At 66.9% G+C, this 14,042-nt stretch carries 14 protein-coding genes; 11 read left to right on the forward strand and 3 right to left on the reverse strand.

Annotation, left to right across the window (positions count from 1 at the left end; all coding sequences use genetic code 11):
• Window positions 1-238: 238 nt before the first annotated feature.
• Both ACO6D5_RS05060 and ACO6D5_RS05065 read right to left on the reverse strand, forming a co-directional pair.
• On the reverse strand, window positions 239-559 hold the full coding sequence (locus ACO6D5_RS05060) for a DUF1294 domain-containing protein (RefSeq protein ID WP_485824765.1): 321 nt from the start codon (window positions 557-559) through the stop codon (window positions 239-241).
• A 342-nt stretch (window positions 560-901) separates the two neighbouring features.
• Window positions 902-1,903 carry a quinone oxidoreductase family protein gene (locus ACO6D5_RS05065; protein ID WP_485824766.1) on the reverse strand — a complete coding sequence of 334 codons (1,002 nt, stop codon included), beginning with the start codon at window positions 1,901-1,903 and terminating at the stop codon, window positions 902-904.
• Between the two features lie 244 nt (window positions 1,904-2,147).
• On the opposite strand from ACO6D5_RS05065, the gene prpR reads away from it, so the two are divergent.
• Window positions 2,148-4,085 carry a propionate catabolism operon regulatory protein PrpR gene (gene prpR, locus ACO6D5_RS05070; protein ID WP_485824767.1) on the forward strand — a complete coding sequence of 646 codons (1,938 nt, stop codon included), beginning with the start codon at window positions 2,148-2,150 and terminating at the stop codon, window positions 4,083-4,085.
• Between the two features lie 55 nt (window positions 4,086-4,140).
• Here the strand turns inward: prpR and ACO6D5_RS05075 are convergent, their stop codons facing one another.
• On the reverse strand, window positions 4,141-4,386 hold the full coding sequence (locus ACO6D5_RS05075) for a hypothetical protein (protein WP_006227235.1): 246 nt from the start codon (window positions 4,384-4,386) through the stop codon (window positions 4,141-4,143).
• 198 nt (window positions 4,387-4,584) lie between these two features.
• Between ACO6D5_RS05075 and ACO6D5_RS05080 the strand changes: the two genes are divergently transcribed.
• The 10 genes from ACO6D5_RS05080 to ACO6D5_RS05125 all read left to right on the forward strand — a co-directional run bounded on the left by ACO6D5_RS05080 (window position 4,585) and on the right by ACO6D5_RS05125 (window position 13,982).
• Entirely contained in the window at window positions 4,585-5,709 is a 1,125-nt protein-coding gene (locus tag ACO6D5_RS05080) for a cupin domain-containing protein (protein WP_485824768.1), read from the forward strand.
• A gap of 91 nt (window positions 5,710-5,800) precedes the next feature.
• Window positions 5,801-6,712 (forward strand): fumarylacetoacetate hydrolase family protein, encoded by a 912-nt coding sequence (locus ACO6D5_RS05085; protein ID WP_315846371.1) that lies wholly within the window; start codon window positions 5,801-5,803, stop codon window positions 6,710-6,712.
• A gap of 59 nt (window positions 6,713-6,771) precedes the next feature.
• Window positions 6,772-7,965 carry an ABC transporter substrate-binding protein gene (locus tag ACO6D5_RS05090; RefSeq protein WP_485824769.1) on the forward strand — a complete coding sequence of 398 codons (1,194 nt, stop codon included), beginning with the start codon at window positions 6,772-6,774 and terminating at the stop codon, window positions 7,963-7,965.
• The gene (locus tag ACO6D5_RS05095; protein WP_315846370.1) at window positions 7,962-8,876 is read left to right on the forward strand and encodes a branched-chain amino acid ABC transporter permease; all 915 of its coding nucleotides are present in this window, start codon (window positions 7,962-7,964) and stop codon (window positions 8,874-8,876) included. Before ACO6D5_RS05090 ends, ACO6D5_RS05095 begins: the two co-directional genes overlap by 4 nt.
• Window positions 8,873-9,859: a branched-chain amino acid ABC transporter permease gene (locus tag ACO6D5_RS05100; RefSeq protein WP_485824770.1), complete on the forward strand. Its 987-nt coding sequence runs from the start codon at window positions 8,873-8,875 to the stop codon at window positions 9,857-9,859. Before ACO6D5_RS05095 ends, ACO6D5_RS05100 begins: the two co-directional genes overlap by 4 nt.
• Window positions 9,849-10,619, forward strand: coding sequence for an ABC transporter ATP-binding protein (locus ACO6D5_RS05105; protein WP_485824771.1), 771 nt, complete (start codon window positions 9,849-9,851; stop codon window positions 10,617-10,619). The genes ACO6D5_RS05100 and ACO6D5_RS05105 overlap by 11 nt, the downstream gene beginning before the upstream one ends.
• Entirely contained in the window at window positions 10,606-11,298 is a 693-nt protein-coding gene (locus ACO6D5_RS05110) for an ATP-binding cassette domain-containing protein (RefSeq protein ID WP_315846367.1), read from the forward strand. Before ACO6D5_RS05105 ends, ACO6D5_RS05110 begins: the two co-directional genes overlap by 14 nt.
• 64 nt (window positions 11,299-11,362) lie before the next feature.
• Window positions 11,363-12,124 (forward strand): GntR family transcriptional regulator, encoded by a 762-nt coding sequence (locus tag ACO6D5_RS05115; RefSeq protein ID WP_035214064.1) that lies wholly within the window; start codon window positions 11,363-11,365, stop codon window positions 12,122-12,124.
• Window positions 12,117-13,001, forward strand: coding sequence for an alpha/beta hydrolase fold domain-containing protein (locus ACO6D5_RS05120; RefSeq protein ID WP_315846366.1), 885 nt, complete (start codon window positions 12,117-12,119; stop codon window positions 12,999-13,001). Before ACO6D5_RS05115 ends, ACO6D5_RS05120 begins: the two co-directional genes overlap by 8 nt.
• Window positions 13,002-13,067: 66 nt before the next feature.
• Complete coding sequence (locus tag ACO6D5_RS05125) at window positions 13,068-13,982, forward strand: LysR family transcriptional regulator (protein WP_485824772.1); 915 nt, start codon at window positions 13,068-13,070, stop codon at window positions 13,980-13,982.
• The last annotated feature ends 60 nt before the right edge of the window (window positions 13,983-14,042 follow it).

A 14,042-nucleotide genomic window follows, 5' to 3' on the forward strand; every position in this document is an offset into this window, starting at 1 on the left:
CTTACCCCGCCCGTTTCGTATCTGCTTTCAGTGGTTTCGATCTGCACGGCGAAAGCGCTGTGGCAAAACACAAGCAGGAACAGCAATAAGGCGGCCTTGGGGATGTCGAGGTGTTTGAGCATGCGCTTCCGTAACCCAATAAATGCCCACAGCGTATTGGGTTTGCTGTCCTCGACATATCGGATGGCGCATCAGGCTTTGTAGGATTTTTCTGAAAATTGCCGCCTGCGAGATGCCGTCAGGCCAGCGCCGGCACGTACGGCGCCAGCAGCGATCTGCCGTAGGGCGAAGCCAGAAACACAAAGGCCGCGATGTTGACCGCCACCGTGATCCAGAACACGGCGCGGAAGGCCGGTTTCACCGACTTGTGCCTCAGCCATTCCTGCGCGATCAACGCACCGGGCCAGCCTCCGGCCAGCGCCAGCAGATGCAATGTCTTCTCGGAAACCCGCCACCGGTTGGCGCGGGCGGCCGCCTTGTCGACGGCGTAGACCGTGAACGTGAGCGCGCTCAGCACGAGATAGCCAAGTCCTACCGCGATCGGCACCCGCCACAGCAAGGCCGCCAGTCCATAGGCGAATACGAACGCCGCCGCGAATAGCAATCGCGGGGCGTTTTTTCGCCCTTTGGGACGCCCTGATGCGCGCCGGGCTGGCGCCTGATTCAACTGCCTGGGATGCGCGTTTGTCATGCACGGACGCGTCGTTCAACACGGCGCGCATTGGCGGCTTCGCGTTCAAGGGGCTTCAAGAGACTGGCAGGCAGCGAGCGTTCCATGGTTTCCCGGATTTCCATATCTGGCGACCGGGCCAATGTTAACCGTCAGCCTCAGGCTGCAAGGCGGCGTGGCCCCGCGCGCGTTGAAATTGCAGTCTGACACGGCAATCTGCCTTGGCCGGCGCTACGCGTCGGAATGGATTTCCACCACCGCTTTGCCGATCTGCACGCGTTGCTCGATGCGCTCGTGCGCTTGCGCGACCGTCTCCAGCGTGTAGCGTCCGGCGATCTCCACGGTCAACGCGCCGGAGGCCAGGGCGGCCCACACCGCGTCGGCCCGGCGCTGCACCGTTTGCGCATCCTGCATGTGATCGGCCAGCCTGGGCCGGGTGAGGAACAGCGATCCGCTTTCGCCGAGTTCGATGGGGTCCAGGTCCTGCAATGATCCCGACACGGATCCGTAATTGACGACCAGTCCGCGCGTGCGCGTCGCGCGGAAGCTGTCGCGCAGCGTCTTGCGGCCCACGGAATCGAACACCACGTCCACGCCCCGGCCCGCCGTCGCTTGCCGGACATCGTCGGCGAACTGACCGTCGCCATAGAGGAAGGCGGCGTCCGCGCCGCGCGCCATGGCGACGCCGCATTTTTCCGCAGTGCTGGCGGTGGCATAGACGGTCGCGCCCAGATGCCTGGCCCATTGGACCAGGAGCTGCCCGATGCTGCCGGACGCCGCGTGGACCAGGCACGTCGCGCCGGCCTGCAGTTGCGCGACGTCCTGGACCAGATAGTGGGCGGTGCTTCCCTGGAAGATCGCCGCCGCCGCGACATCGTACGCAACGGTGTCGGGCAGGCGCGCGCATCGGGCCGCCGGGATGCACGCATAGTCCGCGTAGCTGCCCCAGGCGATGCACCAGGCCACGCGATCCCCGGCCTTCACCGTCGTCACGTTGGCGCCGACGGCGATGACGCGGCCCGCGCCCTCCATGCCCAGCGTGCAAGGCAAGCGCACGGGGTAGGTGCGCGATGCCGCGTACTTGCCTTGACGCGTGTGGATGTCCATGAAGTTGATGCCGGCATACGCGACGCGCACCAGGACGTCGTCGGGCCCGGGGTGGGGGACGGGGGCGTCCTGCCGCCATTGAAGGACGTCGGGGCCGCCGTATTGTTCGATTGAAATGGCTTTCATGAGGGTTTCTGCTGCTGGGTGTCGAGTCTTGCTGGGTTCGGAGGTGGAGCGCTGTCTGCGTTGCATGGATGTCTCCGGGTCTTGGGCTCTGCGTTCAGCGTCAGCCAAACCTTGCAAAACCCGTGCCAGGGTTCCGGCGCGGCAAGGGGCCTTGATAAGAAAGGCTTTTTCAAGCGCCGGGCGTTTGCGGGGCGGCGGCTTGCTCTATATTTGAAACGCAAGCGTTCAAAAATGAGACATTGCCATGCCCATCGACCCGCCTTACCCGGCGCCTGCCCCTAGTCCGATTTCGATTTGGGCCGTCAGCGCGTATGAGCTGCTGCCCCTGGTGCAGCGCTGCGCGCCGGAGTACGCGGACCGCGCGCGCCTGCAGGTCCTGCAGGCGCATTTCGACGATGCCGTGGACAGGATCCGTGCCAAGCTGCGCGTGGAATCTTGCGATGTGATCCTGACGGCAGGCGCGAACGCCGACTATCTGCGGTCGCAGCTGGACGTTCCGGTTGTCGCCGTGCGCGTGGGCGGTTACGACGTCATGGCGGCCTTGGCGCGTGCGCGCCAGGTTTCAGACCGCATTGCATTGATGTTGTACCGGCGCGTGCCCGAGGAGATACGGCAGTTCATCCGGGAATTCGGCCTGCAGCTGGACGTGCGCGCCTACGACACCGAGAACGACGCGCGCAATACGGTGGCGGCGTTGCAGGCCGAGGGCGTGCAGGTGGTGATCGGCGCAGGCCTGGCGGTGCACCTTGCGCAGCAGCAAGGCATGACGGGCGTGTTCCTGTATTCGCGCAATTCCGTCAACGCGGCGCTGGAAGACGCGATCCACCTCGGGGTGGCGCAGCAGGCCGAGAAGTCGCGCCGCATTACCTTGGCGAACGTGCTGGAGCACTTGCACGAAGGGGTCGTCGCGGTCGATGCCCGTGGCCGTGTCGTGGCGGCCAATCCGGCTGCGCAGAGGCTGACGGGCAGTTCGCCGTCATTGGCGGTCGGCGCGCCGTTGAATGCCGGCGTGCCTGAACTGGATCCCGGCCCCGTGTTGCGCAACGCGTCGCAAGGCGGTTCGGGCGTGTTCACCTTCCAGGGGCGGCAGGTCGTGGTGGACAGCACGGCGCTGCACGAAGGCGGCGTCGTGGCTGGCGCGCTCTACACCTTGCGGGAGTCCAACGACGTGCGGCAGGCGTTCCACAAACTGCGCCGCCACGAACGCCGCAAGGGCGCCGGCACAAGCTATACGCTGGACCAGATCGTGCAGGCGTCGCCGCCGATGCAGGCCGTGATCCGGCGCTGCCGCATCTATGCCACGCGCGGCGAGGCGACGGTGCTGATCTCCGGGCCAAGCGGGGTCGGCAAGGCGTTGCTGGCGCAGGGCATGCACCACGCCAGTCCGCGCCGTCACCATGCGTTCGTAGCGGTCAATTGCGGCGCATTGACGGAAAGCCTGCTGGAAAGCGAGCTGTTCGGCTATGAGGAAGGGGCCTTTACCGGCGCGCGCCGGTCCGGCAAAGCGGGCCTGGTTGAAGCCGCGCATCAGGGCACCTTGTTCCTGGACGAGATCGCGGAGTTGCCGTTCGCGCTGCAGACCCGCTTGCTGCGCGTGCTGCAGGAACGTGAAATCACGCGCGTGGGCGCCGTCACCGCCACGCCCGTGGATGTGCGTGTCATCGTGGCGACGCACCGCGATCTGAGGGCGATGGTCCGCGCCGGCACGTTTCGCGAAGACCTGTACTACCGCATTGCGGTGTTGTGCGTGGCCGTGCCTGCCCTGAAGTCGCGGCCGGCCGATGTGGACGCGTTGTCGCGGCGATTCGTGTCGCAGGCGATGCGCGACGCGGGCCTGGACCCGTTCGAACAGGCGGTGTTGGACGCTTTACCGGCGGGCCTGGCCGACCATGACTGGCCAGGCAACGGGCGCGAGCTGGAAAACGTGGCGCAGCGGATTGCGATGGCGTGTGCGGAGCAGGATGCGCCGCTGGACGCGGCCGGAATCCGGGCGTTGCTGGACAGGCCGGACGTGCGGGACGCGGAAGATGCCGCCACGTTGACGTCCGTACGGCGATCGGGGGAACGGGAGTACGCGCAAGCGGTGCTTGCCGAGTGCGGGGGCAATCACGCCGCCGCGGCGCTGAAATTGGGCGTCAGCCGCAGCACGCTATGGCGCAAGTTGCGCGGCTCGGGCGGCTAGCCGCCGTAACGTCTTGGCGCGGCCCGCCCGGCGGTGGGCGGGCCGCGCCAAGACGTCAATCATCCAGCGACGGCACCGTGCCGATCTGCATCAGGATGCGCGGCGATTCCATGTCGCCGGTTTCTTTGTCGATCAACACTTCATAGGCGGCGACCCCCGCGAATTTGGAGGCCATGGAATTGGCGATTCGGATGGCTCCGAATTCGCTGCTGGCCGGACGGATTTCCCCGGGCGCGACACCGTTGGCGGCGGCGCGGTAGGGAACGACGATGTACTGAACAAGATGAGCGGCTTCGGACACAGGATTCTCCTGGACGACAGTTTTTCGGGCGAGCGAAATGTATCACGTCGCACTGTGTTTTTGTACAGTATTTATTGACGCGGCACCAACTAAATCTGGCGCAGCGGGAAAACCCCTAGCGCGCAAAGATTGCCCGATTTCAGCCTCGCCTCTATTATTTTCGAAAATCTTCTGATTTTTATAAAAAGAGGGCAAGGGATGGAATCCAACCGGTACGACGCCTACCGCGAAGACACCGCAGGCCGCGCCAACGTGGCCGACTCGCCGGAGCGCATCGCCTATTACAAGGAATTGGCGCGCCTGGAGACGGGCGCGTTGTGGACGGTGGCGAACAAGATCGAGCCCTGGGCGCCGCGGTCCGCTTCGGTGCCGGTGGTGTGGCGCTATCAGGACTTGCGTGGCCATGTGCTGCGGTCGGCAGAGCTGGTGTCGCCCGAAGAGGCGGGCCGGCGCGTCATCTATCTGAATAATCCGGGCCGGCGCGACGTGGCCGCCGCCGTGGGCTGGCTGTATTCGGGCCTGCAGGTGATGCAGCCCGGGGAACTGGCGTCCGCGCACAAGCATTCGCATTCGGCGCTGCGCTTCATCATGGAAGGCCAGGGCGCCTACACCGTGGTCGACGGCCACAAGATGACACTCGGCGCGAACGATTTCGTGCTGACGCCCAACGGCACCTGGCACGAGCACGGCGTGTCCGAAGACGGCACCACCTGCATCTGGCAGGACGGCCTGGACATTCCGCTGGTCAACGCGCTGGAGGCCGGCTTCTACGCGGTGCACCCCGACCTGAACCAGACGGTGACGTACCCGGTGGACGACACCAGCGCGGCCTGGGGCCACGCGGCGTTGCGCCCGCAGGTGTCGGGCTGGACCAAACCCTATTCGCCCTTGTTCAAGTACGAATGGGAACCCACTTACGAGGCCCTGCGCCGCTACGCGCGCACCACCGCCGGCAGCCCCTATGACGGCATCCTGCTGGAATACGTGAACCCGGCGACCGGCGGCCCCGTCATGCCCACCATCGGCGCCAGCATGCAACTGCTGCGCCCGGGCGAGCACACCAAGGCGCACCGCCATACCGGCAGCTTCATCTATCAGGTGGCCAAGGGCAGCGGCTTTTCCATCATCGACGGCAAACGCTACGACTGGACCGAGCGCGACATCTTCTGCGTGCCCTCCTGGGCGATCCACGAACACGCCAACCTGTCGGCCAACGACGACGCCTGCCTGTTCTGCTTCAACGACCTGCCCGTGATGCGTTCGCTGGCGCTCTACCGCGAAGAAGCGGTCAAGGAAAACGACGGCCATCAAGTGCTGATCTAGCGCCGCCCGACCCCTTCTTGAATTTTTCATCCGCCGCGCGGGCCCGAGTCCGCGCGCCTGACTCAACTCGTCCTGAATCTATGGAGTTCCTATGCGCTTGGTGACTTTTCGCGCTCATCCCACCGCCGCCGCACGCCTTGGCGCGCTGGCCGAAGGCTACGTGGTGGACCTGGCCCTCTTGGGCCGCGCCGGCGGCGTGGACTTGCCCGACGACATGCTGGCGTTCATCGACCTGGGCCCCGTGGCCGTCGCGCAGGCCAGCCGGCTGATGGAGTCCTACCGGGGCAACTGGCCGGTGGGCACGGCGTTGCCGCAGGAAAACGTGAAGTTGCTGGCGCCCATTCCCCGGCCCCGCAAGAACATCTTCGGCATCGGCCTGAACTACGTCGAGCACGTGGCGGAATCCAGCCGCACGCTGGACACCTCGGCCGACTTGCCGAAGCAGCCGGTGATCTTTTCCAAGCCGCCCACCACCGTCATCGGACCGGGCGACGCCATCGAACACAACGCCAAGATCACGCAGCAGCTGGACTGGGAAGTGGAGCTGGCCGTGATCATGGGCCGGCGCGCACAGCGCGTGGCCGAGGCCGACGCCCTGTCCTACGTGTTCGGCTACAGCGTGATGCTGGACATGAGCGCGCGCGACTGCCGCCGCGCGGGCCAGTGGATCTATTCGAAAGGCCAGGACACCTACGCGCCGTTCGGCCCGTGCATCGTGACCGCCGACGAGATCCCTGATCCGCAGGTGCTGGACCTGTGGCTGACGGTCAACGGCGAAAAGAAGCAGGGTTCCAACACGCGGCACATGCTGTTCAAGGTGCCGTTCCTGATCTCGGACATCAGCGCGGGCATCACGCTGGAGCCGGGCGACATCATCGCCACGGGCACGCCGGAAGGCGTGGGCGCGGGCCGCAAGCCGCAGGAATGGCTGTGGCCGGGCGACGTGGTGGTGGCGTGCGTGGAAGGCATTGGCACGCTGCGCCATCCGGTGGTGGCGGTTTAAGGCAAGCAGGCACTCGGCGCGCCCGCAAGGCGGGCGACGCCGTCTTCAAGGGGAAAAACATGATCATGAAACAAAAGACAGGCCGCCTGGCCGCCACGCTTTGCGCCGTGCTGGGCACGGTTGCCGCCATGGACGCGGCGCATGCCGCGGACCCCGTCAAGATCGGCTTCATTGCCACCTTGTCCACGCCGGCGGGTTATATCGGCGAAGACGAGCGCGACGCCTTCAATCTGGCCATCAAACAGGGCGACGGCAAGCTGGGCGGCGTGCCGGTGCAGCTGGTCATCGAAGACGACGGCCTGAAGCCCGCCAACGCGAAGCAGGCCGCCGACCGCCTGCTGCAGTCGGGCGTGAAGCTCTTTACCGGCGTGAATTTCTCGAACGTGCTGGCCGCCGTCGTGCCCAGCGTGGTGAAGTCGGGCGCCTTCTACGTGAGCCTGAACCCCGGCCCGTCGAACTTCGCCGGCGAAAAGTGCGATCCCAACTATTTCGTGGCGTCCTATCAGAACGACGCCTTCCACACGGCGGGCGGCGTGGCCGCCAACGAACTGGGATACAAGCGCGTGGTGCTGCTGGCCCCCAACTATCAGGCGGGCCGCGACGCGATCGAAGGCTTCAAGCGCACCTACAAGGGCGAGGTGGTGGCCGAGATCTACACCAAGCTGGACCAGTCGGACTTTTCGGTTGAGCTGGCGCGCCTGCGTTCGCTGGCGCCCGAGGCCATCTACCAGTTTCATCCGGGCGGCACCGGCATCAACTTCGTCAAGCAATATGCGGCGGCAGGGTTGAACAAGACCATTCCGATGCTGATGCCCAGCTTCTCGATGGATGCGCGCATGATCCAGGCAACGGGCGACGCGTCGGCGGGGTCCTACACCACCGGCATCTGGTCGCAGGACTTCGACAACCCGCAATCCAAGGCATTCGTGAAGGCCTTCAAGGAAGCTTACGGCCGCGTGCCGACGGACTATGCGATGCAGGCGTACGACACCGCCAACCTGATCGGCGCGGGCCTGAAGGCCACGGGCGGCGACTTGTCCAAGGCGGCGGAATTCCGCGCGGCGTTGCGCAAGCCGGAATTCACGTCGCTGCGCGGCAAGTTCAGCATGAATACCAACCAGCATCCCATCCAGGACCTCTATCTGATGCGCATCGGCAAAGACAGCGACGGCACGTTGTCGCCGCACCTGGTCCGCAAGCTGGTGTCCGACGATAAGGACGCCTACGCCCAATTCTGCAAGATGCCATCATGACGCTTCTGTTCGAACAGCTGCTCAACGGCCTGCAGTTCGGCGCCATGCTTTTCATGCTGGCGGCCGGACTGACGCTGATCTTCGGGATCATGGGCGTGGTGAACCTGACGCACGGGTCCTTCTACATGGTGGGCGCGTATTGCGCCGCCTACGCTATCGGCACCACGGGGTCGTTCCTGGCGGGCGTGCTGGCGGCTTTGCTGGGCGCCGGCCTGTACGGCGTGTCGGTCGAGGTGCTGGTGATCCGCAAGCTGTACAAGCGCGACCACCTGTACCAGGTGCTGGCCACGTTCGGCCTGCTGCTGTTTTCGAACGAAGCGGTCAGCCTGATCTTCGGGCGGCGCCCGCCGCTGGTGGGCATCCCGTCGTTCCTGGAAGGCGCGGTGACGCTGGCGCCGGGATTCCAGTATCCGGTGATCCGCCTGTCGTTCATCGCGATCGGCGCGGCGGTGGCGGTGGGCCTGTGGTGGCTCGTCAACCGCACGCGCATCGGCATGCTGATCCGCGCCGGCGCCGACGACCGCGAAATGGTGGATGCGCTGGGCGTCGACATCCGCAAGCTCTACACGCTGGTGTTCGGCCTGGGCGCCTTGCTGTGCGGGCTGGCCGGCGTGATGGCCGCGCCGCTGCTGGCCGTTGAGATCGGCATGGGCGAACGCATCCTCATCACCACCTTCGTGGTCATCGTGATCGGCGGGGTCGGCTCGGTGCGCGGCGCCCTGGCCGGCGCCTTGCTGGTCGGCATGGTGGACAGCCTGGGGCGGGCCTTCCTGCCGCAGATGCTGTCCACGGTGTTCTCGCCCGCCACGGCGGACCCGCTGGCGGCTGGCCTGGCGTCGGCCAGTATCTATGTGCTGATGGCGATCGTACTGATCGCCAAGCCGGGCGGCTTGTTCCCGGCGCGAGGATGATGGTGGCAAAGACACTTTCCAATCGCGCCCGCTGGGGCCTGGGCGGCCTGGCGGTGCTGATCCTGCTGCCGGCTGCGGCGCTGGCGTCGGGCTCGCCGTTCCTGATCGGCGTGGTGACGCGCTTTCTGATCTACGGACTGGCGGCGGTCAGCCTGGACCTGGTGATCGGTTACGGCGCCATGGTCAGCTTCGGCCATGCCATGTTCTTCGGGCTGGGCGGCTACGCGGTGGGCATCATCGCCTTTCATACTGCCGAAGCGGGGCCGATCTTCGGCTGGGCCGGCAGCAACGCGGCGCTGGTGGTGTGGCCGATCGCGCTGGCCGTGTGCGCGCTGGCAGGCTGGATCTTCGGCTACCTGGCGCTGCGCACGCGCGGCGTGCAGTTCATCATGATCACGCTGGCGTTCGGCCAGATGGTGTATTTCGTGCTGGTGTCGCTGCAGTTCTATGGCGGCGACGACGGGCTGATGATTCCGCAGCGCAACGTGCTGCCGGGCGTCAACCTGGAAAGCCCGACGGTGTTCTATTACGTGTGCCTGGCGCTGCTGACCGCCTGGACGCTGTTCTGCATCCGCGTCACCAACTCGCGTTTCGGCATGGTGCTGCAAGCGCTGCGCCAAAGCGAACGGCGCGCGGTGAACCTGGGCGTGGCGCCCACGCCTTACCGGCTGAGCGCCTTTGTGCTGTCCGCCGTGGGCACGGGCCTGGCCGGCGTGCTGTGGGCCAACTACGCGGGGCTGGTGACGCCCGACATGGCGGCGTGGACCAAGTCGGGCGAACTGATGGCCATCGTGATCCTGGGCGGCGTGGGCACGCTGCTGGGGCCGATCGCGGGCGCCGCGGTGTTCCTGGGGCTGGAGCAGATGCTGTCGTCCCTGACCGAACACTGGCTCTTGTACATGGGGCCGATCCTGGTGTTGGTGGTGCTGTGGGGGCAGAAGGGTCTGTTCGGAAAACTGCTGGAGACGCGCCATGCCGACTGACGCAAGCACAAGCCTGTTGCGTCTCACGCAACTGCGCAAGGCCTTTGACGCGGTGGTGACCACCAACGGCGTGGACCTGGATGTGCGGGGGGGCGAGATCCACGCGATCATCGGCCCCAACGGCGCCGGCAAGTCCACGCTGATCGCGCAGATCTGCGGCGAGATCCGGCCGGACTCCGGCAGCATCCATCTGGACGGCCAGGACGTGACGGCCCTGCGCGCTTTCGAGCGCGCGCGGCTGGGGCTGGGCCGGTCGTTCCAGATCACCGAGCTGTGCCACGAATACACCGCGCTGGAGAACGTGATCCTGTCGCGCATGCTCAAGGACGGCCCGGCCTTCGGCGCCTGGTCCAACCCGCGCCACGACGCGGCGTTGAAGGCCGAGGCCATGCAATGGCTGACGCACGTGGGCCTGGCGGACCGCCGCCACGTGCGCTCGGCGGACCTGGCGCACGGGGAAAAGCGGCAGCTTGAGCTGGCCGTGGCGCTGGCGCGATCGCCGCGCCTGTTGCTGTTGGACGAGCCGATGGCCGGCATGGGGCCCGAGGAATCGGCGCGCATGACGCGGCTGTTGCAAGGCATGAAAGGCGACTACGGCATCTTGCTGGTCGAACACGACATGGACGCCGTCTTCGCCCTGGCCGACCGCATCAGCGTGCTGGTCTATGGCCGCGTGGTGTTCAGCGGCACGCCCGACGAGGTGCGCCGCCATCCGGAGGTGCGCGCGGCCTATCTGGGAGAAGAACATGTTGAAGGTTGATGGGCTGACCGGCGGTTACGGGTCCAGCAAAGTGCTGTTCGGCATGTCGTTCGAGGCCAGCGAAGGCGAGGTGATTTCGCTGATCGGCCGCAATGGCATGGGCAAGACCACCACCATCAAGACGCTGATGGGGATGCTGCCCGCCACCGGCGGCGCGGTGCAGTTCCGGGGGCAGACCCTGGGCCGGTCCGCGCCCAGCACCGTGGCGCGGCTGGGCGTGGGGCTGGTGCCCGAAGGGCGGCGCGTGTTCGGATCGCTGTCCGTGCAGGAGAATCTGGTCGCCACCGCGCGGGCCGCGCCGGGCGGGTGGGACCTGGAACGCGTCTACGCGCTCTTTCCGCGCTTGAAGGAACGCCGCACGCAGTCGTCGCGCACCTTGTCCGGCGGCGAACAGCAGATGCTGGTGGTGGGCCGCGCGTTGATGACCAACCCCAAGCTGCTGATCCTGGACGAGGCCACCGAAGGGCTAGCGCCGCTGATCCGGCAAGAGATCTGGCGCTGCCTGCGGGCCTTGAAGGGCGAAGGGCAGACCATCCTGGTCATCGACAAGAATCTTCCCGAGATGGCCCTGCTGGTCGACCGCCACTACATCGTGGACAAGGGCCGCGTGGCCTGGTCGGGCAAGCCGGCGGAACTGTCCGCGCAGCCAGAGCTGGCGCAGCGGTATCTGGGGATATGAGGCGGGTAGAATGACCCGCCCGGACGCGGGCCGGCGGGCAAGCCGCTGACATCTGGAGAGCATCTTGAAGCCAAGAATCAAAGCTTCCCGCCAGGACGATGCTGGATCGGACGGGAACGCTGAAGTAGAGGAAATCACGCTGTCCGAGCAGGTCTACCGCCTGCTCCGGCGCGACATCATGAGCGGCGCCTTCGCGCCGGGCCAGTCCCTGCGGCTGGAACTGCTCAAGCAACGCTATGGCAGCAGCTTTTCCCCCATCCGCGAGGCGCTCAACCGCTTGCGCAGCGAGCGCATGGTCATCAACACCACGTCGCGCGGCTTCAGCATCGCGCCCTTGTCGGTCGAGGAAATGTGGGATGCCTGTGAAACCCGCATCCTGATCGACTGCGATGCGCTTCGCCGTTCGCTGGCCAACGCCGACGATGCCTGGGAAGCGCGGCTGGTCGGCGCCTATCACGCCTTGACGCTGGCCGCGCAGCGCGCAGGCGACGCGCAGCCGCCGTCGGAAGAGCTGGAAGAACTGCTCGAGGCGCGCCACCTGGATTTCCACCATGCGCTGATCGGCGCGTGCCGGTCGCACTGGCTGCTGGACCTGTCCACGCAGCTGTACGCCCAAACCGAGCGCTACCGCCGTCCGGCGCGCGCCGGCGCCACGGCCTACGGGCCGGAGCGCAATGTCGACGACGAGCACCGCCAGCTGCTGGACGCCGCGATCTCGCGCGACATCGAAGGCTCGGTCGCCATGCTGGCGGCCCATTACCGCAAGACCGCACAGTTCATCGAACGGATCATTTCTCAGCCCGACACGCAGGCCCGCCATGCATGACACGGATATCGACCTTTTCTTCTCCTCCATCCCCGAACGCGACATCCAATACAACGCGCGCGAATCGGTGCCGGATTTCGACGCCTGCGTGCGCCGCTACGCGGAGTCGTCGGCCCGGGTGCGCACGCGCCGCCCCGGCGTGCTGGACCTGCGCTACGGCATGGGCCAGGACGAACGGCTGGATCTGTTCCTGCCCGCCGCCTCGCAGGCGCCGGCGCCGTTGTTCGTATTCATCCACGGCGGCTACTGGCGCGCGCAGCGCAAGGAAGACGCGCCGGTGATGGCCGAAGCGTTCAACGCCGCCGGCGCCGCCGTCGCGACGCTGGAATACACGCTGGTGCCCGAAGCCACCCTGGGTGAAGTGGTGCGCGAAGTGCGCTCTGCCGTGGCCTGGCTGTACCGCAATGCGGCCGCCTACGGGATCGACCCGGACCGCCTGTATGTGGGCGGCAGCTCGGCGGGCGGGCATCTGGCCGGCATGCTGGCCGCGCCCGGCTGGCCCGCCCGGTATGGCGTGCCGGACGACGTGATCAAGGGGACGCTGGCGCTAAGCGGCCTGTTCGACCTGCGGCCGCTGTGCGACATCCTGCCGAACACCTGGCTGCGGCTGACGCCCGAACAGGCGGCGCACCAGAGCCCCATCTTCAACCTGCCGGAACGCGCCGGTCCGATGCTGCTGGCCGTGGGCGGCCTGGAGACGCAGGGTTTCAAGAACCAGACCGCGGCGTTTGAAGCGGCCTGGAATGGGGCGGGCCTGTCGTCCACGCGCATCCCCACGCCGCACTGCAACCACTTCGACCTGGTCAACGAACTGGAAGACCCGGACAGCGACCTGACCCGTGCCACGCTGGCCATGATGGGGCTGGCGGCGCGTTGATCTTGGCGGCCGGAGCGCCGGCAGCCGGCGTTCCGGCGGTCGGCCGATGGCGTAAGCTTGCGCCTCATGGCTGACCTGAAACTCCTTGAAGACCTGATCGCGCTGGCGCGCACCGGCAGCTTCGTGCGCGCGGCCGAACTGCGCCACGTGACGCATCCCGCGTTTGGGCGGCGGATCCGCGCGCTGGAAGCCTGGGCGGGCGCGCCGCTGGTCGAACGGCAGCATCTGCCGGTCACGCTGACCCAGGAGGGCGAGGCGCTGCTGAAGACCGCCACCCAGGTAGTCGAGCAGATGGGACTGGTGCGCCACCGCATCCGCAGTTCCGGCGCAGGCGGCGAGGCGGTGCTGCGCATCGCCACCGGCCGCAGCCTGGCCCGCACGCTGGTGGCGGACTGGATCGCGCGCCTGCGGCACCGCACGCCCAAGGTGCTGACCGAAGGCACGCAGGTGGAGTTGTCCACCGGCAAGGCGCAGGACCTGGTGGTGCGGCTGGAGCAGGGCAAGGTGGACCTGCTGTGCTGCTACGAGCACCCGGCGCTGTCGGTGCCGCTCAGCCCGGCGCGCTACCGCTACATGACCTTGGCGACGGACAAGCTGGTGCCCGTGAGCCAAGTGGACGCGCGCGGCCGCGCCCGCTACACGCTGCAAGACGGCGGCGCGCCGGTGCCGTTGATCACCTATACGGGCGGCCTGGCGATGGAGCGCATCGTCGGAGACCGGCTGGAAACCACGCCCTATGCGCTGACGCCGTTCGTGCGCAGCGATTCCCTGGATGCCGCGCACGGCGCGGTGGCCAAGGGCGTCGGCGTGGCCTGGCTGCCCTGGTCCATGGTGGCGGCCGATTGCCGCCGGGGCGCGCTGGCGGCGCTGGGCGGACGCAGCGAAGAGATCGCCTTCGAGGTGCGGCTGTACCGTCCACGCGCCCGGCTGACGGATCTGGCCGAAGCCGCCTGGGAAGCCACCGCCAACCGCAAGGCCTGAGCCCCAGGCGGGCCAAACCGGATATGCACGAAGATGTGCCGTTTTGGCACGGATGGCGCA

The organism is Achromobacter sp. (assembly GCF_057314935.1).